24 protein-coding genes and 1 tRNA gene are annotated in these 20860 nt (G+C 44.2%); 20 read left to right on the forward strand and 5 right to left on the reverse strand.

All coding sequences use genetic code 11. The features are described 5' to 3' along the window. Positions 1-67 precede the first annotated feature (67 nt). The 3 genes from JMW90_RS04515 to JMW90_RS04525 all read left to right on the forward strand — a co-directional run bounded on the left by JMW90_RS04515 (position 68) and on the right by JMW90_RS04525 (position 3804). Complete coding sequence (locus JMW90_RS04515) at positions 68-1444, forward strand: bifunctional folylpolyglutamate synthase/dihydrofolate synthase (RefSeq protein WP_201561897.1); 1377 nt, start codon at positions 68-70, stop codon at positions 1442-1444. Between the two features lie 380 nt (positions 1445-1824). Beyond that, entirely contained in the window at positions 1825-2970 is a 1146-nt protein-coding gene (locus JMW90_RS04520) for a LysM peptidoglycan-binding domain-containing protein (RefSeq protein WP_201561898.1), read from the forward strand. A 303-nt stretch (positions 2971-3273) separates the two neighbouring features. After that, the gene (locus JMW90_RS04525; protein ID WP_201561899.1) at positions 3274-3804 is read left to right on the forward strand and encodes a DUF2726 domain-containing protein; all 531 of its coding nucleotides are present in this window, start codon (positions 3274-3276) and stop codon (positions 3802-3804) included. 159 nt (positions 3805-3963) lie between these two features. Here JMW90_RS04525 and JMW90_RS04530 read toward each other — a convergent pair whose 3' ends face one another. The 5 genes from JMW90_RS04530 to gatC all read right to left on the reverse strand — a co-directional run bounded on the left by JMW90_RS04530 (position 3964) and on the right by gatC (position 8667). Continuing rightward, a complete protein-coding gene (locus JMW90_RS04530) occupies positions 3964-4926 on the reverse strand; it encodes a DUF1853 family protein (RefSeq protein ID WP_201561900.1) in 963 nt (320 codons plus the stop codon). 150 nt (positions 4927-5076) lie between these two features. Then, positions 5077-5153: transfer RNA gene (locus JMW90_RS04535), tRNA-Pro, on the reverse strand. A 108-nt stretch (positions 5154-5261) separates the two neighbouring features. Further along, a complete protein-coding gene (gatB, locus tag JMW90_RS04540; protein ID WP_201561901.1) occupies positions 5262-6791 on the reverse strand; it encodes an Asp-tRNA(Asn)/Glu-tRNA(Gln) amidotransferase subunit GatB in 1530 nt (509 codons plus the stop codon). Continuing rightward, entirely contained in the window at positions 6791-8287 is a 1497-nt protein-coding gene (gene gatA, locus JMW90_RS04545) for an Asp-tRNA(Asn)/Glu-tRNA(Gln) amidotransferase subunit GatA (protein ID WP_201561902.1), read from the reverse strand. The genes gatB and gatA overlap by 1 nt, the downstream gene beginning before the upstream one ends. 65 nt (positions 8288-8352) lie before the next feature. Next, positions 8353-8667, reverse strand: a complete 315-nt coding sequence (gatC, locus tag JMW90_RS04550) for an Asp-tRNA(Asn)/Glu-tRNA(Gln) amidotransferase subunit GatC (protein ID WP_201561903.1) — start codon at positions 8665-8667, stop codon at positions 8353-8355. Positions 8668-9319: 652 nt separating this feature from the next. Here gatC and JMW90_RS04555 point away from each other — a divergent pair. The 17 genes from JMW90_RS04555 (at position 9320) to rplN (ending at position 20858) form a co-directional block, all read left to right on the forward strand. Further along, entirely contained in the window at positions 9320-10357 is a 1038-nt protein-coding gene (locus JMW90_RS04555) for a rod shape-determining protein (protein WP_201561958.1), read from the forward strand. A gap of 371 nt (positions 10358-10728) precedes the next feature. Continuing rightward, positions 10729-11589 carry a rod shape-determining protein MreC gene (mreC, locus tag JMW90_RS04560; RefSeq protein WP_201561904.1) on the forward strand — a complete coding sequence of 287 codons (861 nt, stop codon included), beginning with the start codon at positions 10729-10731 and terminating at the stop codon, positions 11587-11589. 141 nt (positions 11590-11730) lie between these two features. Then, positions 11731-12216: a rod shape-determining protein MreD gene (gene mreD, locus JMW90_RS04565; RefSeq protein WP_201561905.1), complete on the forward strand. Its 486-nt coding sequence runs from the start codon at positions 11731-11733 to the stop codon at positions 12214-12216. A gap of 145 nt (positions 12217-12361) precedes the next feature. Beyond that, entirely contained in the window at positions 12362-13042 is a 681-nt protein-coding gene (locus tag JMW90_RS04570) for a Maf family protein (protein WP_201561906.1), read from the forward strand. A gap of 224 nt (positions 13043-13266) precedes the next feature. Then, positions 13267-14853: an Rne/Rng family ribonuclease gene (locus tag JMW90_RS04575; protein WP_201561907.1), complete on the forward strand. Its 1587-nt coding sequence runs from the start codon at positions 13267-13269 to the stop codon at positions 14851-14853. Positions 14854-15261: 408 nt separating this feature from the next. Beyond that, complete coding sequence (gene rpsJ, locus JMW90_RS04580; RefSeq protein WP_010196670.1) at positions 15262-15573, forward strand: 30S ribosomal protein S10; 312 nt, start codon at positions 15262-15264, stop codon at positions 15571-15573. A 47-nt stretch (positions 15574-15620) separates the two neighbouring features. Next, positions 15621-16259, forward strand: coding sequence for a 50S ribosomal protein L3 (rplC, locus tag JMW90_RS04585; RefSeq protein ID WP_201561908.1), 639 nt, complete (start codon positions 15621-15623; stop codon positions 16257-16259). A gap of 14 nt (positions 16260-16273) precedes the next feature. Continuing rightward, positions 16274-16876, forward strand: a complete 603-nt coding sequence (gene rplD, locus JMW90_RS04590; protein WP_011512852.1) for a 50S ribosomal protein L4 — start codon at positions 16274-16276, stop codon at positions 16874-16876. Continuing rightward, the gene (gene rplW / locus JMW90_RS04595) at positions 16873-17223 is read left to right on the forward strand and encodes a 50S ribosomal protein L23 (protein WP_011279789.1); all 351 of its coding nucleotides are present in this window, start codon (positions 16873-16875) and stop codon (positions 17221-17223) included. Before rplD ends, rplW begins: the two co-directional genes overlap by 4 nt. A gap of 11 nt (positions 17224-17234) precedes the next feature. Then, positions 17235-18062, forward strand: a complete 828-nt coding sequence (gene rplB / locus JMW90_RS04600) for a 50S ribosomal protein L2 (protein ID WP_201561909.1) — start codon at positions 17235-17237, stop codon at positions 18060-18062. 12 nt (positions 18063-18074) lie between these two features. Next, positions 18075-18350, forward strand: coding sequence for a 30S ribosomal protein S19 (gene rpsS, locus JMW90_RS04605; protein WP_011279791.1), 276 nt, complete (start codon positions 18075-18077; stop codon positions 18348-18350). A 10-nt stretch (positions 18351-18360) separates the two neighbouring features. After that, positions 18361-18690 carry a 50S ribosomal protein L22 gene (gene rplV, locus JMW90_RS04610; protein WP_010196689.1) on the forward strand — a complete coding sequence of 110 codons (330 nt, stop codon included), beginning with the start codon at positions 18361-18363 and terminating at the stop codon, positions 18688-18690. A 3-nt stretch (positions 18691-18693) separates the two neighbouring features. Further along, complete coding sequence (gene rpsC / locus JMW90_RS04615; RefSeq protein ID WP_011512854.1) at positions 18694-19422, forward strand: 30S ribosomal protein S3; 729 nt, start codon at positions 18694-18696, stop codon at positions 19420-19422. 3 nt (positions 19423-19425) lie between these two features. Next, positions 19426-19839, forward strand: a complete 414-nt coding sequence (gene rplP, locus JMW90_RS04620) for a 50S ribosomal protein L16 (RefSeq protein WP_011512855.1) — start codon at positions 19426-19428, stop codon at positions 19837-19839. Then, positions 19839-20036, forward strand: a complete 198-nt coding sequence (gene rpmC, locus JMW90_RS04625) for a 50S ribosomal protein L29 (protein ID WP_011279794.1) — start codon at positions 19839-19841, stop codon at positions 20034-20036. Before rplP ends, rpmC begins: the two co-directional genes overlap by 1 nt. Next, positions 20033-20308, forward strand: a complete 276-nt coding sequence (gene rpsQ, locus JMW90_RS04630; RefSeq protein ID WP_011512856.1) for a 30S ribosomal protein S17 — start codon at positions 20033-20035, stop codon at positions 20306-20308. Before rpmC ends, rpsQ begins: the two co-directional genes overlap by 4 nt. A 181-nt stretch (positions 20309-20489) precedes the next feature. Then, positions 20490-20858, forward strand: a complete 369-nt coding sequence (rplN, locus tag JMW90_RS04635; RefSeq protein ID WP_010196702.1) for a 50S ribosomal protein L14 — start codon at positions 20490-20492, stop codon at positions 20856-20858. The last annotated feature ends 2 nt before the right edge of the window (positions 20859-20860 follow it).

Raw genomic sequence — 20860 nt, forward strand, 5'->3', positions numbered from 1 at the left:
TCATATGAGTTTCATTCTTCATTTTACGCGTTATCTTTTATTTCAAACTTTGATATAGGTTTTGTCCATGTCTGATTCTTTAGTGTCTCATAGCCTTAGCAGCCGTAGTCCTGATAACCAAGCCACCTTGACCGAATGGCTGAATTATATGCAGCAGATTCATGTCTCGGCGATAGACATGGGGCTGTCACGTGTATTGCCAGTCGCTGAGGCATTGGGAGTGGTACAATCAGCCAAAGATGACGCCTATGTATTTACGGTTGCAGGTACCAATGGTAAAGGCTCAGCGACTGCAGTCATCGCGCAGATGTGTCAAGCCGCAGGGTATAAAACCGCCTTATATCAATCGCCACACCTGAGTGTCTTTAACGAGCGCGTGCGCGTCAATGGCGAGATGGTCAGCGATGAGATATTGATTGCAGCCTTTAGAAAAGTAGAGCAAGCCCGCTTGCAGTGTGATTTAACCTTGTCGTTTTTTGAGATGACAACACTGGCAGCTTTATTGATATTTGCGGAAGCAGATTGTGATGTTTGGGTGCTAGAAGTCGGACTGGGTGGTCGCCTTGATGTGGTCAATATCATTGATCCTGATATGGCAGTGATCACCAATATCGCCATCGATCATGTCGACTGGTTGGGTGATAATGTTGAAGCCATTGGTGCGGAAAAAGCAGGTATTTTACGTGATGGTATTAGTGTTATTTGCGGTGCGGCAGAGATGCCAAATAGTGTACAGCAAGCAATAGATAAGCATCAGGCGACTTGTTATCAAATCGGCAAAGACTTCAGCTATGACGAAAATGATTCGAGCACTTGGCAATATAGTAATGCCGCTTTGACGTTGCAGTTGCCAAGACCCGCACTGTCATTGACCAATACGGTCAATGCTCTGTCAGCAGTGCTTGCAAGCCCCTTGAACGTTGGTAAAAATGCCATCGAGCAAGCGCTACAAACGGTCAAACTTGCCGGTCGCTTTGACTATCGTGAGGTACATGAGCGTCATTGGTTGTTTGATGTTGCCCATAATGAGCAAGGCGTTGAGTTTTTATTGGCACAATTATTACCACTTTGGCAGCAGCATTTGGCACAGCAACATACAGCTGATCAAGATAACCAAGCTACAGATAAACCTGCCACCATTAAAATGCTGTTTTCTATGCTAGGCGATAAAGACATTAATAAAGTCGTGCAGCGTTTGACGACAGCAGGCTTGCCAATCAGTGATTGGTTTATCGCTGAAATTGATTATCCACGCGCTGCCACTACGGAGCATTTGCAAGGTATCTTAGCGAGCTATGTCGATGATGCTCAGATACATGAGTTTGCGCGTTTGCAAGAAGCCACTTATGCGGTTATAAATGCCAGTCAGCCACAAGATTTAATCGTGGTCTGTGGCTCTTTCCATACGATTGGAGAGGCATTGTCTGCACTTGAAACACGATAATTTAAGGTATCGTTAATCTACTTTTGAAAAGATACAGAACTAACGGGGTTAATGATTTGCAGCCTCTGTCTGCGTAGGCACAGACACAGCAAGCAAGGAAAATTAATCCCATTAGTGCTTTATAACATTTGTACTTCTTTTATTTAGGATCGACTATAAAACAGTGACCTTTTAATGTTAGTCTTAGTCATATCGTGGTGGCAGACAGCATAAAAAATATGCTTTATACTCAAAGTGATTTAAACCTAGCACATCAGTGTTGAACCGAATGGGCGCAACTGGCGCTAATGGCTTGCTGATTTAAGCTATCTATAATATAGTCTTAAGAGGACAGCTGCGCCGCCCAATCAACCTTATTACCAACTAAGAGACGTAAACGGATGAATTTTTCGAGACAAGCCTTATTGGGCATTGGGATGATTATCGGTGGTAGCGTGATGCTATATGCCATGGTGCAACAAATTGGTGATACCAATAACTCACAGCCAGCGTCGGCCATGATCGATCAACCAAGTGCTGAGCCTACGTCTGTGCAGCCACTGACGACAGATATCGAAACAGAAAAACGTATTTTGGCACAAAAACAAAAAGAGCGAGCCGCTCGCGTGGCAGAACAAGAAAAGCGTGCTCAGCAGTTCTTAACTGAACAAGAAGCGGCAGAGGCACAAGCCTTGGCAAAAGCACGGGCTGAAAGTCAGCAATATCTGGCGAGTACCATGCCTAGTGTTGAAGACAACGTTAAAGACAGTACTAAAGACGATACTACTGACAATACAAATAAAGACGCGACAAAAAACACACTTGCGACAGCAACGTCGCCTGCTAATGACGCATCTACTACCAATGCAAGTGCTAGTGATAAGCAAAAGGTTGAGCAAGCAGCCAAGAGACAAGCCGACGCTAAAAAGCAGGTTGCAGCGCAAGTAGCTGCGGAAAAAAAGCGCGAGGCGGATGAAGCCGTAAAAAAAACCGAACCTAAATCGCCCTCTGACTATCAAGTCAAAAGAGGAGATGGGCTGATTAAACTGGCACGTCAGTACGATATGCCGGTAGAAGTCTTGGCTCAAGCAAATAATATCTCACCATCGACCTCGCTACAGCTTGGTCAAAACATCACCATACCATCACGTAATCAAGTACAGCGCTTAGAGCGTGAAGCGGCTAATGCCGAGCAAGCGCGTGAAGCAAGTCGCCAAAAAGAAGAGGCGTTGGCTAAAAAGTCAACGGATGCTAAGCGAGAAGCTCAGCAAAAACTCAGTGAAGCCCGTAAAGAAGTCAAAGAGACCGATGCTAAAGGGAGCTTTGGGGTACAAGTAGCGCTAGCAAACGACCAATCCAAAGCGGATGAGATGGCAAAAAAATTCCAATCTGCAGGTTATCAAGTTAAGACCAGCCCGACGAGTCGCGGTGTACGGGTTATTGTCGGTCCTGAGCGCGGCAAAGTCGCAGCCTTAGCCTTAAAGGATAAGATTAATAGTGACCCTAAAGTGAATACTACCAGTGCTTGGGTATTATACTGGCGCTAGATTTTGTTAAACTGCTAAACGCATGATAATGAAATAGCAGCTAAAATCTTAATGAGAGTGCTTTCATTTATTATCATTTGATGCCTCTATGATTAAAACACGACATATATTGTCGTGTTTTTCGTTTTAGTGTTTGTCCATTTGCTCATACTTAGTTACCATGAGCACCATTTTTGTTTCTCTCTGTATAACCTGTTAGCCCATAAGGGTTGACCTGCTGCAGTTAAAGGTAGTTTGTTATGTTAGCTAGGCTAGCATATAGGCAAGCTATCTAACTGCTTAGATATTGTATAAGGTAAAACCATGTCATTTGGCGCTATATTTTTAATATTGGCAGTTGGCTTTTTGGGGCTGATTACTTTACCAAAACTGTTTTCCAATAAACAAGTTGCTGAGCCTGAACCGCCATCTGTACGCGGTGACGAGTTGGATATTTGGCCATTTGCGCCGATGCCTATCATGACCGCGACCGAAGTGATATTTTTTAATAAGTTAAAAAATGCGCTGCCGGAATATCATATCTTTGTGCAAGTTCAGCTGTCACGGATTATCGAAGCGAACAGTGATGAGACGTCTGAGCGCAGCTTTTGGTTCAATCGCATTTGTCGCCAAAGCGTTGACTATGTCATCGTTGATATCGATGCGCAGACTACCTTGGTTGCTATCGAGCTTGACGATTGGACGCATAGCAGTAAGGCACGGCAAAAAGCTGATGATAAAAAAGACAAGGCGCTTGCCAGTGCAGGCATTGCTATCGTGCGTTTTCATGCAGCGCGCATGCCGAGTGCAGATATGCTGAGATATGAGTTGATGCAGGTGATTGAGAGCTATTGATAAGGTGAGTCAATGTGATTTACTTTAAAACCGATACAGTGCTGCTGGAATATATTTTGCGCAGCCTCTGTCAGCGTAGACACAGTAAGCAAGTAAAATTTATACCAGTAGCACGGCAATATTGAGGTATCGATTTTATTTTGAACTGACTATAAAAGCTTAAGGTTGATCTGCTGCTAAGTCATGAAGCTTAGGATAAATGACAATTGGTCTATCGCCTGCAAAGTATAAACCTGTTTTTAATATACCATTTTCAGACTTCATCAGCGGCGACTGACCGCCATCATAAAAGTCGCGTTTGCTAAACCATTCGATGTAATGAGCCGAGCGCAAAGCGGTTATGTCGATTGTCTCAAGGTTTGTGCTATCAGTCTCATCGCACCATTCATGTATCGGGAAGGTTTGGGATAGCCAAGTCGGGTAATCAAAGCCTTTGGTATTTATCGGCAAAAAGAAACGTCCTTTTATCACCCCAAAACGCTTCTCAATCTTAACTTGTCCATGCTTTTCAGTACTGACCCAAATGCTACCAAACTGCTTGGTTTGCATGTGGGTCATTTTACGCTGTAGATTGTCATTAGAATTGATACCAACCCAGTTTATCGGCTCAAACGGCGCTGACCCCATAAAAAATTTAATCGCAAGTTCCCAATGTTCAGTGAGTTTGTCTTTATGATTATATAAAATTAAATCAAGCTCGCCCGTCGTCTGTTTGCCGTTAAATAGTTGCACATTATTAGCCAGTGTTTCGTACGGATGTAGCTTGCGTGCAAAACCATCTTCTAACCAAAAGGATAGTAATCCTTCAAAGTGAAAACCCAAACGATTGGGACTTGGGCGCTTTAGTAAATAGCGCGTTAGCTCTTGATAAGCATTGGTGCTATCAAGCTCATTCAAACGTTCGCGATAGGCTTCAAACTGCATTTGCCAAAAGCTTGTGCTATGAACCGCAATCGTTGGGTTATTTTGATGCGGCGCAAAATCTATCCACTCAGTTAAGACATTGGGGCAGGCCAGCACATATGCCAAGTCACGAACATAAGGGCGCTTGTAAGCTTCCCAAGGCGCGTTATCGCTAATGGCGGAACGACTAGGAGAGAAGTGAGCAGTTGGCTCGAGCATAAGTTGAACCATTATAACGGTAAAGCATTTACCTTAACGGCTCGCTCTATAAAAGTCTATAGTTTGTCATCGCTCATTTCTGATAATAACTGGTACAAAAAAAACCAACCATTGAAAACAATGATTGGCTTTTTCGTATTGCTATATCTTTGGTCGGAACGGCAGGATTTGAACCTGCGACCCCTACACCCCCAGTGTAGTGCGCTACCAGACTGCGCTACGCCCCGAATGACTGACTATTTTACGCAAAATTAGGTATATTGCAAGAGCTATTTATTTTAGCCAAAATCTACAATCATATTTTACCTATAACAGTCAGCTGAATTCACCAGCCATTAACCTAGCAGCTCTTTTAGGATTTCATTTACTTGCTGCGGGTTGGCACTACCGCGACTGGCTTTCATCACTTGCCCGACCAGACCGTTAAAGGCTTTTTCTTTACCGCCGCGATACTCTTCAACCATTGCTGCATTCTTAGCAATGACCTCTTCAACGATAGCTTTGATAGCGCCGGTATCCGTCTCTTGCTTCAGCCCTTTTTCTTCGATGATTTTATCAGCTGCATCATCGGCATCGCCGCCTTCGCGTTCATATAAGGCACTAAAGACTTTCTTCGCTAATTTGCCAGATAGGGTGTCATCTTTAATACGTGCTAGCATACCAGCCAATTGCTTGGCGCTGATAGGGGAGTCGATGATGTCTGTATCATCTTTATTCAGCGCGCCAAGTAAATCGCCCATCACCCAGTTAGCCGCCATTTTGGCGTCTTGCTCACCAATCTCAGCAACGACATCTTCGAAATAATCGGCAATTTGACGGCTACCGGTTAAGATACGAGCGTCATATTCTGATAGACCAAGTGCCTGTTCAAAACGTGCGCGACGGGCAACCGGTAGCTCAGGCATAGCCGCACGAATGCTATCAACTGTATGCTGCTCAATACGCACAGGTAGCAAGTCAGGATCAGGGAAATAGCGATAGTCATTGGCGTCTTCTTTGGTACGCATAACACGAGTTTCGTCGCGCTCTGGATCATAAAGCATCGTCGCTTGCACAACTTTACCGCCATCCTCTAAAATATCGATTTGACGCTCGATTTCACGATTAATGGCGCGCTCGATAAAGCGGAACGAGTTTAAGTTTTTTAGCTCAGTACGGGTACCAAGCTCGCTTCCAGGTTTACGGATAGAGACGTTACAATCACAGCGGAACGAGCCTTCTGCCATGATAGCATCTGAGATACCCAGCCACGTCACTAGCTGGTGAATGGCTTTGATATAGGCTAGCGCTTCAAACGCTGAACGCATATCAGGCTCAGAGACGATTTCGATTAATGGCGTACCAGCACGGTTTAGATCGACACCCGTCATGCCATCGACGGCATCATGTACTGACTTGCCAGCATCTTCTTCTAAATGGGCGCGGGTGATGCCGATACGCTTAGGATATTCGTTCTTTTCACCTTCATTAACGACGACGTCAATATAGCCTTCGCCAACGATAGGATTGGCCATTTGGGTGATTTGATAGCCCTTAGGCAAATCAGGGTAAAAGTAGTTTTTGCGGTCAAAGGTATTAAATAATCCAAGCTCTGCGTTGACGCCGATACCGAATTTTAGCGCACGATCGACCACGCCAGCATTTAACACTGGCAAGACACCAGGCAGACCTAAATCTACAATGCTGGCTTGGGTGTTTGGCTCGTGACCAAAGTCAGTCGGTGCGCTGGAGAATATCTTACTTTCTGTGTTCAGCTGGCAGTGAATCTCGATACCGATGACCACTTCATAACCATCAACGAACAGCTCTTTACGCACATCGTGTTTGCGGACAGCATTATTATCAATAGTAGTTGCTGTGTTCATTATACCGTCTCCTTGGCGATGGCAGAGTGTTGCAGATGATGATCTGTATGCTGCTGGAATAAATGAGCAGTACAGAGCAGTTGGCTCTCACACCAATATTTTCCAATCAATTGCAAACCAATAGGCAAGCCTGCTGAGGTTAAACCAACAGGCTGACTAAGCGCAGGTAGACCCGCTAAATTGACACCAATGGTATAAACATCACCCAAATACATCGTTGCAGGGTCGAGGTCTTCACCAAGTTTATAAGCCGCTGTTGGTGCCGTTGGACTGGCAATCACATCACAGTTGGCAAAGGCATTTTCGAAGTCTTTAATGATGATACGGCGCACTTTTTGTGCTTTGGTGTAATAAGCGTCAAAGTAACCAGCAGATAGGGCATAAGTACCTGACAAAATACGGCGCTGTACTTCAGGACCAAAGCCTTCAGAACGTGAGCGCGTGTATAAGTCAATCAAGTCTTTTGGGTTTTCACAGCGATAGCCAAAGCGTACGCCATCGAAGCGTGATAGGTTCGATGAGGCTTCAGCTGGTGCCAGCATATAGTAAGTTGCTAGGGTAATCTCAGGGTCAGTGATAGTCACCTCTACAATGGTTGCGCCAAGCTCTTCGTATTTCTTTAATGCTGCACGAGCCGCTTGTTCGACTTCAGTATCAAGTCCTTTACTGAAGTATTCTTTAGCAACGCCAATACGTAAACCGGCAAACGGCTTATCACCAGCGCTGGCTGCTGCATCATTTAAGTCTTGTGCATAATCTGGCATGTCGTATTTGATAGAAGTCGCATCGCGTGGGTCATGCCCAGTCATTGGCTGTAATAGGAAGGCACAGTCCATGGCACTGCGACCCATACTACCGGCTTGATCAAGGCTTGAGGCATAAGCAATCATACCGAAGCGAGAGACGCGACCATAAGTCGGTTTGATGCCCGTTAAGCCGCAGAATGAGGCTGGCTGACGAATAGAGCCACCAGTATCACTACCCGTCGCGACTGGTACAAATCCCGCCGCAACTGCTGCTGCACTACCGCCCGATGAGCCACCAGGAACGTGGTCTAGATTCCAAGGATTGTGTACTGCACCATAATACGAGCTTTCGTTGTCCGAGCCCATCGCAAACTCATCCATATTGAGCTTACCAAGGCTGATCATGCCCGCTTTATCAATATTGGTGACGATGGTCGCATCATAAGGAGAGATAAAGTTGTGTAGCATCTTAGAGCCACAGGTGGTCAATACGCCTTGGGTACAAAAAATATCTTTGTGCGCCATCGGTACGCCGAGCAGTGGACGCTTATCACCTTGCAGACGCATCTCGTCTGCCGCTTTTGCTTGTGTGCGCGCGGTCTCAGAGGTATGAGTGATAAAACTGTTGATCTTGCCATCTAACGCATTGATACGTTTGATATAGTGGTCAGTTAATTCCGCGCTGCTAAATTGTTTGTCTTGCAGACCAGTAATAAGCTGCTGGGTACTTAATAGATGAAGTTCAGACATAAGGTGTCGTCCGTCAAAATGTTAATAGCATAAAATAAGATAAGAATTCAGAGAGCGACAGTCGCCTACTCAATCACTTGCGGTACCAAATATAAGCCATCTTCCACGGCAGGGGCGACCGACTGATTGCGTTCGCGGTTGATATCATGTTTGGCGATATCAGCACGCAGGTCTTGGCAGGCTTCATGAATATTTGATAAAGGTTTGATATCGGTGGTATCGACATTGCCAAGCGTATTCATCAGCTTGAGTATTTTAGAGATATCAGCAGCGTAGCTAGCGGCCGTATTTTTATCGACACCTAAACGGGCAAGGTTGGCAACTTCTAGGATTTCTTCACGGCTGACAGTGTTGTCAGACGTTAATGATTGCTGTGACATAGTGTCTCCAGTGACGGACAGTTTTTGTTAGAGTAGGGTATGGCTAAATAAGTAGACATTAAAATAAATAACGACTAAAAAAAGCTAAAACAAGGTATCTCTATTAATATGCGAATAAATAGTGGGCTTATTATAAAGCATCTGACCCAAGTTTACAGAGCATGAGGTTTGATTGCTGCACAATCTTTACTAAGACGGAATGTTTTGCAAATTTGACTGGGTAGTTAGAGCTTGATAAGCAATTGCTTACCATTCAATGACGAAATACGTTACAGTAGGCAGCTGCTGTTAAGCAAGTTATCAAGCCAAGTATTTAATAAATACTATAGGACAGTAGCTGCTGGTTAGTGATTGAATTAAAGGCTGTTTCATCAAAGCAGCTGGTATGGTCTGCGATTTCAAACTTTGTAACAACTTTTAGCGCATAAGCGCAAAATCCTAGCGTCCTGATGCAAATATCTGTGTTTTTTTTGAGCCAAATCGGTATAATTTAGCTCAGTTTTTTCATTTCATCATTATAGCTTCGGTTTGACTTGTTACGATGATAAACTCTCGCCACGGGTAATCTCTAAAGACGACCTGCTCAATACTGACGAGTAATCCTTCGGTCACTCTCATTTGCCTCATTCGCCTCATTTGTAATACGCTGGAAATATTAGTCATGAACCTGTTTGGATTTTTATCAAATAATATCGCAATCGACCTCGGTACTGCGAACACCCTTATTTTTATTCCTGGTAAAGGCGTGGTGCTCAATGAGCCTACAGTGGTCGCTTTAAGAAGCAATCGTACACAGCACCCTACCGTTGCTGCTGTTGGTATTGATGCCAAGCAGATGCTTGGTCGTACGCCTGCCAACATCACCGCTATCCGCCCATTGAAAGATGGGGTGATTGCTGACTTTGAAGTGACGCAAAAAATGCTTAAGCATTTTATCGCCAAGGTAAAAGCCAAGCGTTTTATGGCACAGCCTAATGTGGTGGTTTGCGTGCCTTGCAAGTCTACCCTTGTTGAGCGTAAAGCGATTCGTGAAGCGGTATCGTCAGCGGGCGCTAGCAAAGTATTGTTGTTAGAGGAGCCAATGGCAGCAGCAATCGGTGCTGGTATGCCGGTTCATGAGGCCAGCGGTTCTATGGTCGTTGATATCGGCGGTGGTACCACTGAGATAGCTGTTATTGCCTTGTCAGGCTGCGTCTATGCAGAGTCGATTCGCATCGGTGGCGATATGTTTGATGAAGCCATCATCACTCATGTACGCCGTACCCATGGCTGCGTGATTGGCGAAACCACGGCTGAACGTATCAAACAAGAAGTGGGTTCTGCATTAAACGAAGACAGTCAGTTAGAAGTAGAAGTGCGTGGACGTAGCATGGCAGAAGGCGTGCCAAAGGCCTTTATCGTCAATTCAGAAGAAGTACAGAAAGCATTGAGCGATCCACTAAGTGGCATCGTTAGTGCAGTAAAAGCAGCACTTGAGCAAACGCCGCCTGAGCTGTCATCGGACATCGCTGAACGCGGTATTGTATTGACTGGTGGTGGGGCGTTACTGCGCGATTTGGATAAGCTTATTTCAAGAGAGACGGGTCTGCCAGTGACGGTCGCTGAAGATCCATTGACTTGTGTCAGTCGTGGCGGCGGTATTGCGCTTGATTTTATCAATAACAAAAGCCTAAATATGATTTTTGTATAAATCATTGTTTATCAAGCATTGCCATATTATCAATGCTTGATAAGGCTGAAGTTAACGATAAATAGGTATGAGAAAGGGTAGATAAATAACAGTAAAGGTAGCCACTAAGGTTACCTTTACTGTTATTTATCTACCGTTGACAGTTACTGAGCATTTTTTAATACCAACTCCCTCTTATATATAGTTAAAATATCTCAAAAACGCTACAGTGCTGCTGGTATAAATTTTTTGCAGCCTCTGTCTGCATAGGCACAGCAAGCAAGAAAAATTAATATCAGCAGTACTTGATGTATCGACATTACTTTTCTCTGACTATAGTGCTATTCAGTGCTGGCTACTGCTCACATTAAAACTTCTACATTAGACGAACTATGACTCCAAGTATTTTTGCTCGCCAGCCACTCGCACTTCGTATGACTGCTGTTTTATTGATAGTGGCATTGATACTGATGTGGTTCGATAGCAAAAATCCAGAATGGTTCAAGCCTATACGCTCAACCAGCCACGCCGCGATGCAGCCTATTTATGAGCTGTCATTATTACCCAGTTATGCAAAACACTGGTCAAGCGGTAGTCTGCAATCAAAAGAAGCGCTGCGCCGCGAAAATATGCAGCTTAAGTCCCAGCTCATTCACGCCCAAGCCAAATTGCAGCAGCAAGATTATATATTGGCGCAAAACGCCCGCTTGCAAGGTATTCTATCGACCACGCGTCCAGAGCAGTTTGATTTAAACTTGGCACAAGTGATTGGTACCGACACCAATTTACTGCGTCAAATTGTGGTTTTGAATAAGGGTGCTCAAGATGGCGTGCAAGTTGGACAAACGGTCATCGATGAAGCCGGCATATTAGGGCAGATTATCAATGTCTATCCTAATACCAGCCGTTTATTGCTGATTACTGATGAGCAGCAGTCCGTCGCCGTTACTGTCAAACGTACTGGTCAGCGCGCGATTGTGACCGGTCAAGGGATACCCACTTCATTAAGTCTCAATTATGTCTTTAAAACCTCAGATGTGCGCGTTGGTGATGAGCTGGTATCGTCCGGATTAGGTGGGCGTATCCCTGCAGGCTATCGCGTTGGTCGTATCGCACATATTGAAGACACGCAAGCGGATAATTTTAGAAGCATCAAAGTCACACCCGCGGCAAACTTTGTCGATAATGCTTATGTATTGATACTGCAAGATAAGCTGGCTAATGAAAACAATATTGGCATCACTGAGCCTTAAGAGTGACTTTCGAAATAATAATTGTCCGATATTTAGTCGCTATTCTATCTAAGCGCGCTGTTTGACACCTCGTTTTTTATTCCCTGCAATGCTGAATTCATCATTAAGTAGCTGCTAAACATCCGCTAAAGGTAAGTATTCATGGCATATCCTGATTCTGATCATGCAAATGGGCTGCTGCATGCCATGATTGTACTGAGTTTTATTATTGCCTCGTCGCTCATTGTTTACCCATTAAGTCCTAGTATGGCCACACTGCGTCCTATGGTCATGATCATGGTATTGATTTTTTGGTTATTGTTCCAACCGCGTTATGTGGGTATTTTTAGCGCCTTTACCATTGGCCTTATTGCTGATTTGCTGATGGATACTCATTTAGGACAACAAGCTTTTTCTGCTGTCATAGTGGCGCTTGTGATAAAGGTCACCAGTATCTATATCAGACAGCTAAACACGGGTAGTGCATGGATCGTAGCAAGTTTGGGCTTGTTTGTGTTTCAAGCGAGCTTATGGATGCTACAGATTTTTGTACAAAATGTCTTTGTTGCCCAATCTGTTTATTCTTTATTGATGAGCATCATCAGCTGGCCGTTGGTGCTTTTAACGTTACGAAAATTCGTACGCTAATCAGGTCGTTTACTGTAGCGATTGTCAGTATAAGTATTTTCATCACAAATAATTTTCATAAGCACCTACTATAAACGCCGCTCATTTATTTTAGGCTAAGCCTAAGCCTATTAATACCGAGTTTTTTCATCAGAAGAGAGTAGCGATGGATATCATCTTAGCATCTGGTTCGCCGCGTCGTCGCGAGTTACTAAGTAGAGCGCAACTGGAATTTACTGTCATCAGCGTTGATATCGATGAAACACCCTATCAGCATGAATCGCCCAAAGACTATATTCTTCGTATGGTCGCCGCCAAAGCAGAGGCAGCGACTGTAGAGCTAAATAGACAACTAAAAAATAATGACGCTCAATCAAACAAATCAATCATATCTCAGCCTATTATTTTACTGACCTCTGACACCATCGGTGTATTACCAGATGGCAAAACAGTGTTGGTCAAACCAAATAATCGTGAAGATGCTTATCATATGTGGCAGCAAATGTCGGATAGCACTCATGAAGTATGGACGGCGGTACAAGCGACGCAACTCTCATTACCGTCTAAGCACCTTGATAAATTCGATACTGAGCAAGTATGGAAAACCATCAATCAGCAACAAATCATTGAACGCACAGAAGTCACCTTTGTCGCGCTTACTAAAGAGATGATGAGTGAATATTGGGACAGTGGCGAGCCTGCTGATAAAGCAGGTGGCTATGGCATTCAAGGACTGGGCGCGGCGTGGGTTAACCGTATTAACGGTAGCTATACCAATGTAGTGGGTTTACCGCTTGCGCAAACGCTGGCATTGATTAAAGAGATGACCAACACTGCTACGCTTTAAACTTCTGATGCTTAAATAGCTAAAACTTAATAAAGTTTAAATGTTGAAAAAGGTGAGAGTAAGGGTATTGATTCAGCAGTGCTTGAAGTTAAAACTTAATATCAAATCATCTGCACATAATGACACGGTTGTGTCATGGGCAAAAGCAAGTTGCATTTGTTACACTGTCAGGCTACCAAACTATGAATGCTTCACCAGAAAGCTAAGTGATAAGAGAAAACACTATGTCCGAAGAGCTGCTGATTAATATTAGCCCCATGGAGTCCCGTGTCGCCGTATTAGATAACGGTATCTTGGGCGAGATTTATATTGAGCGTCATCATAAACTGGGTTTGGTTGGTAATATCTACTTAGGTACAGTGGTACGTGTTCTGCCGGGTATGCAAGCAGCCTTTGTCGATATTGGTCAATCACGTACCGCATTCTTACATGTTAATGATATGCAGCGCGAACCACGTCCAGCTGCTAAAAGCAGTAAAGTCGAAAAGGCTGACGATGAGCTCACCATTATAGAGGCGGCGGCTGATGATCTAGCGGTCACGCCGCCCGTAGTCAGTACGCAGAACACAGAAGTCATGCCAGTTTCGAAAACCCTTATTCAACATCGTCTGCATGAAAGTCAGCGCATTTTGGTACAAGTTACCAAAGATCAGTTAGGTAGTAAAGGCGCGCGCTTAACGACAAACATATCGCTGCCATCTCGCTATTTGGTCTATTTACCATCGAGTGAGCATATTGGTATCTCGCAACGTATTGATGGCGAAGAGGAGCGCAGTCGCCTAAAGACCGAGCTTACTAGCCTAATGCAAACCGTCAATCTTAAAGGCGGATTGATTGCACGTACGGCAGCTGAGCGTGTGCCCGTTGACAAACTTGAAGAAGACATTTACTACTTATTGCAGCTGTGGCGGACGATATGCGCCCGTCGCCAAGAAACGAAGCCCAATCAAAGCTCCGAGCTTATTTATCAAGAATTATCGCTACCATTGCGCTCTATCCGTGATTTGGTACACGCTGGTACCGAAAAAGTCATTATTGATAATGTGCAGATTTATGAGCAAGTCCGATATTTTGCCAAAGAATTTGTGCCTTTTGTCTATGATCGCATCGTACATTATACCGCTGAGCAGTCGCTGTTTGATGTTCACCGTGTCGAAGATGATTTACGGGATGCGCTCAAACGGCGTGTGGATTTAAAGTCTGGTGGCTATCTAATTATTGACCAAACCGAAGCCATGACTACCATTGATGTCAATACGGGCTCATTCGTTGGTGGACGATCATTAGAAGATACGGTTTACAAGACCAACTTAGAAGCCACCCATGCCATTGCTAGGCAACTGCGTTTGCGCAATCTTGGCGGTATTATTATCTTAGATTTTATTGATATGCTTGAGCAGCAGCATAAAGATGATATCTTAGAGAGCTTGCAGTCGCAGCTGGTACAAGATTATGCCAAGACCAAAATTACCCAAGTCAGTGAGCTTGGTTTGGTTGAGATGACTCGTAAGCGTACCCGTGAGTCGCTTGGACAGCAATTGTGTGAGCCGTGCTCGACCTGTCAAGGTCGTGGCTTTGTCAAAACAGCCGAAACGGTCTGCTTTGAGATATTCCGTGAAATCATGCGCTGCGCTCGTACTTATAATTCACCCAAAAAGTTTACGGTCGTCGCTCATGCGGCAGTCATTGATTTATTGCTGACGTCAGAATCTGACACCGTGGCAGATTTAGAGTATTTACTCGGCCGAGTGATTACCTTTGATGTTGAAAATTTATATACCCAAGAGCAATATGACATTGTGTTGGACTGATAATTTGAATGTTATTGAGAGGTTTTATACAAATTATTTTCTAGAAATAGAGTTGCCTATAAAGTGTGATATCTTGAAATGGTATGGATATTGCCCTTGCAATGAACAAAATACTATGTATAATATACACCACTGAATTATATACGCGCAGCCCATAAAAAAAGCTGGCGCTATGACAGCTAGAGCATCGTTTCTAGCACTATTTCATTATGCCTTTGCTGACATCCTATAATGGAAGGGTCGGCGGGGCTTTAAACTATTTTGCTTTTGGCACGCTATAAGTTCCGTTAAAGAACTCATTCTGGTTAAGAACAGAAGGCCGCTTTAAGTGAATATTTAACCAAACGGCTTTTGCTCATATCCTTGCAAAGCAAGAATGACAAAAGCCCATATTAGGAGCTTGCTGGCATGGCTAACCAGAGAATCCGTATCCGTCTTAAGTCTTTTGATCATCGTCTGATTGATCAATCTGCACAAGAGATCGTTGATACTGCAAAGCGCACCGGTGCGCAAGTTTGTGGTCCTGTACCGTTGCCGACTCGTATTGAGCGCTTCAACGTTCTAACTTCACCACATGTAAATAAAGACGCTCGTGATCAGTATGAAATCCGTACTCATAAGCGTATGGTTGACATCGTTCAACCTACCGACAAAACTGTGGATGCGCTAATGAAGCTTGACTTGGCGGCGGGTGTTGACGTTCAAATTGCTTTGGGTTAATGAACATCACACCCAACCCATTAATATAAGATATAAAGAGGTCTAAAATGGCGATCGGTTTAGTCGGTAAAAAATGCGGCATGACCCGTATCTTCACTGAAGCAGGCGCATCTATCCCTGTAACAGTGGTTGAGATCAGTGCGAACCGTATTACTCAAGTAAAAAATACTGATGTAGATGGCTATCAAGCCATTCAAGTTACCACAGGTACCCGTCGTGACAGCCGCGTAACAGCCGCACAAAAAGGTCACTTCGCTAAAGCTGGCGTTGCCGCTGGTCGTGGTGTTTGGGAATTTCGTGCCAATGACAGCGATCTTGAAGGTCGTGAAATTGGTGGTGAGATTCTAGCTGACTTGTTTGAACAAGGTCAGATGGTTGATGTCACAGGAAACAGTAAAGGTAAAGGTTTTCAGGGTCCTGTAAAACGTCATAACTTTAGCATGCAAGATGCTACTCATGGTAACTCAGTATCTCATCGTGCACATGGTTCAACTGGTCAAAACCAGTCACCAGGTAAAGTATTCAAAGGCAAAAAGATGGCGGGTCAGATGGGTAACAAGCGTGTTACTGTTCAAGGCCTAGAAGTGATTTCGGTTGATGCCGAAAAAGGGTTACTTGTCATCAAGGGTGCTATCCCAGGTGCCACCGGTGGCGATGTCATCGTACGTCCGTCAGTCAAAGCCTAAGCAAGGGGATTAACGTGGATTTAAAAACAGTTACAGGGGCGGCAGTTGAGCTTTCTGATACGGCTTTCGGTCGTGAATTCAACGAAGCACTAGTGCATCAAGTCGTCACCGCATATCTTGCTGGTGCTCGCCAAGGTACACGCGCTCAAAAAACCCGTGCCGAAGTTTCTGGCGGTGGCATTAAGCCATGGCGCCAAAAAGGTACCGGTCGCGCTCGTGCAGGTTCTATTCGTAGCCCAATCTGGCGTGGGGGCGGTCGTGCATTCGCGGCTAAGCCACAAGATTGGTCACAAAAAGTTAACCGTAAGATGTATCGCGGTGCGATGCAGTGCATCCTAGCCGAATTGATTCGCCAAGAGCGTCTGATTTTGGTTGAAGAGATAAGCGTTTCTGGTCCTAAGACCAAAGAGCTGATCGCAAAGTTAGGTGAGTTAAATGCATCACGTGCATTAATCGTCACCAAAGAAGTTGACGAAAACTTATACTTAGCTGCTCGCAATATCCCACATGTCAATGTACTTGATACAAGTGAAGTGGATCCAGTGAGCTTGATTGCTTTTGATAAAGTGATCATGACAGTCGAAGCTGCGAAACAATTTGAGGAAGCACTAGCATGAATAACGCAAGACTTTATCAGATCCTAAGAGGACCTGTATTCTCAGAGAAATCTCAAATGCTTGGCGACTCACTTGGTGTGCAGGTATTTAAAATTGACTCTAAGGCTACTAAGCTTGAAGTTAAAAAAGCAGTTGAGATGATGTTTGAAGGTGTTGAAGTTTTAAAAGTAAACACTTTGAATGTTAAAGGTAAGACAAAGCGTTTTGGTAAAAGTATCGGCCGTCGTAACGACTATAAAAAAGCCTATGTTACCTTAAAAGCTGGTCAAGATGTACAAATGGCTGATGCTGGTGAAGAGGTCGCAAATACGACTGCTTCTACTAGTGAAACAGCGAATAACGAATAAGGATTACACTCATGCCTATCGTAAGAGCAAAGCCAACATCACCAGGCCGTCGTTTTGTTGAAAAAGTAGTGCATCCACACCTTTATAAAGGTCGTCCGTTTGCAGCGCTTCTAGAATCAAAAAGCAAGACCGGTGGTCGTAACAATAATGGCCGTATCACTACTCGTCACATCGGCGGTGGTCATAAGCAACATTATCGTATTATCGATTTTAAACGTACTAAAGACAATATCCCAGCTACAGTAGAGCGTATTGAATACGATCCTAACCGTACTGCGCATATTGCTTTACTTAAGTACGCTGATGGCGAACGTCGTTATATTATCGCCGCTAAAAAGCAAGCTGTTGGCGATACTGTGATGTCAGGTGAATTATCACCAATTCGTCCAGGCAACTGTTTACCGCTAAAAAACATACCACTAGGTACTGTGATCCATAATATCGAACTTAAAATCGGTAAAGGCGCACAGATGGCTCGTGCTGCGGGTGCTAGCGTTCAGCTACTAGGTCGTGACGGTATTTATGCCATTCTTCGTTTGCGTTCTGGTGAAACTCGCCGCGTACACGTAAATTGCCGTGCTGTTATCGGTGAAGTATCGAACACTGAAAACAACTTGAAATCACTTGGTAAAGCCGGTGCTTCACGTTGGAGAGGTATTCGTCCTTCTGTTCGTGGTGTCGCGATGAACCCGGTTGATCACCCACATGGTGGTGGTGAAGGTCGTAATAAAGGTCGCCATCCTACTAGCCCTTGGGGTCAGAAGTCTAAAGGACTTAAAACGCGTCACAATAAGCGTACTGACAGTATGATCATCCGCCGCCGCGCCAAGAAGAAATAAAGGAAGAATTTCATGCCTCGTTCATTGAAAAAAGGTCCATTCATAGACGCGCATTTATTTGCTAAAGTTGAAACTGCATTAGAAACCAACTCACGCAAACCAATTAAAACTTGGTCGCGCCGCTCGATGATTCTGCCACAAATGGTTGGCCTAACTTTATCTGTTCACAATGGCCGTACTCATGTACCGGTTATCGTGAGTGAACAGATGGTTGGTCATAAACTAGGTGAATTTGCCCCGACTCGTACATATCGTGGTCACGGCATTGACAAGAAAGCTAAGAGATAAGGTGCTTACCATGGAAGTAACTGCAAAATTACGCGGTGCCGCCATATCGGCACAAAAAGTTAGACTCGTTGCTGATGAAGTTCGTGGCAAATCTATTGAGCGTGCTTTGGATATCCTAACGTATAGCAATAAAAAAGGCGCGGTTTTTGTTAAGAAATGTCTTAACTCTGCCATCGCCAATGCTGAAAACAACAACGGTTTAGATATTGATACCCTTAAAGTATCAACCATCTACGTTGATGAAGGCATTACGCTAAAACGTATCCTACCACGTGCTAAAGGTCGTGCTGATCGTATCAGCAAGCGTACCTGTCACATCACTATAAAGGTAGGGGAATAAGTTATGGGACAAAAAGTACATCCAATCGGAATTCGTCTTGGTGTTGTAAAAAAGCATAACGCAAACTGGTATGCTAGCCCTAAACAATACTCAGAATACCTAATTAACGACATTCAGGTTCGTGAATATCTGCGCAAGAAACTTGATAGTGCTATGATTAGCAAGATCATGATTGAGCGTCCTACCGGTGCTGCTAAGATTACCATCGCCACTGCGCGTCCTGGTATTGTTATCGGTAAGAAAGGCGAAGATATTGAAAGACTTCAAAAAGAATTGACCAAAATTATGGGCGTACCTGCTCAGGTCAATATTGAAGAAATCACCTCGCCTGATCTTGATGCTCATTTGGTAGCAGAAGGTATCGCAAGTCAGCTTGAGCGTCGTGTTATGTTCCGCCGTGCAATGAAGCGCGCCGTACAGAACAGCATGCGTTCTGGTGCTAAAGGTATTAAAGTTGAGCTGTCTGGCCGTCTTGGCGGTGCTGAGATTGCTCGTACTGAATGGTACCGTGAAGGTCGTGTGCCATTGCATACATTGCGTGCCGATATTGACTATTCGTCAGTACGTGCGGAAACCACTTACGGCACCATCGGTGTAAAAGTTTGGATCTTCCGTGGCGAAATCCTTGACGGTATGAACAGTGTTTATAACCCCGTTAAAGAAGAGCAGACTCGTGCGCCAAAACGCCGTGGTCGTGGAAACGGAAACCGTCGAAACACAGACAGAGGTTAAACTATGTTACAGCCAAAACGTACCAAGTTTCGTAAAATGCACAAAGGTCGTAACACAGGTCTTGCTCATCGTGGAAGCACCGTTGCATTCGGACAAATTGGTCTAAAATCTTTGACTCGCGGTCGTATGACTGCCCGTCAAATTGAAGCAGCACGTCGTACCATCACTCGTAAAATTAAGCGTGGCGGTAAGATTTGGATTCGCGTTTTCCCAGACAAACCAATTACTAATAAACCATTAGAAGTACGTATGGGTAAAGGTAAAGGTCCTGTAGAATATTGGGTATGCGAAATCAAACCTGGTAAAATACTATATGAACTTGAAGGGATCTCAGAAGAGCTTGCTCGCGAAGCGTTAACGCTTGCTGCAGCAAAACTGCCCTTTAAAACTACCATTGTTAAGCGGACGATAATGTAATGAAGATCAGTGAATTACGTGATAAATCATTAGAAGAACTGACCCAGTTACTTGATGAAAAGCAACTTGATGCTTTCCGTATTCGTATGGCTAAAGCAACTGGTCAGTTGGGGAATACCCATGAAGTACGTGTCAATCGTCGTGCGATTGCTCAGCTTCAGACTTTGATTAACGAGAAACAACGAGGCGACTCATGAGCGATAACAATCAAGCAACGACCAATGCTAGTGTTCTGACAGGACGAGTTGTCAGTGACAAGATGGACAAGTCCATCACGGTTTTGATTGAGCGTCTGGTTCGTCATCCTTTATATGGCAAGCAGCTTCGTCGTTCTACTAAGATCAAAGCACATGATGAGAATAATGTTTGCCAACAAGGCGACCTTGTCCGCATCAAAGAAACGCGTCCAATCTCAAAAACCAAGTCTTGGACTTTGGTTGATGTGGTTGAAAAAGTAGAAAAAATCTAAGTAAATTGCATTAAAAGCCAGAAGCTGTTAAAATAGCTGCCTTTTTAAGGATACTGATTGCGCCGAGCGTATATCAATCACATTAAGAGTAGCAGCGGTTATTAATATTAAAATGCCGACTACTCATACTGTGCTAGCGGCAGCAACTGGTTTTTATTGCTCATACGTGTGGAGTAACGCTATGATTCAGGTTGAATCTATGCTGGAAGTTGCAGATAATAGCGGTGCAAGACGAGTTCAGTGCATTAAAGTACTGGGTGGCTCTCATCGTCGTTATGCATCAGTTGGCGACATTATTAAAGTAACGGTTAAAGAAGCCATTCCTCGCGGTCGTGTTAAAAAAGGCGACGTGATGAATGCGGTAGTTGTACGTACCAAAAAAGGCGTTCGTCGTCCTGATGGTTCGGTATTACGTTTTGACGACAATGCTGCGGTATTGTTGAACCAAAACAAAGCGCCGATTGCAACTCGTATTTTTGGACCGGTAACTCGTGAACTACGTGGTGATCAGTTTATGAAAATTGTATCACTAGCACCAGAAGTATTGTGAGG

This window comes from Psychrobacter glacincola (assembly GCF_904846215.1).
GTDB lineage: Bacteria > Pseudomonadota > Gammaproteobacteria > Pseudomonadales > Moraxellaceae > Psychrobacter > Psychrobacter glacincola.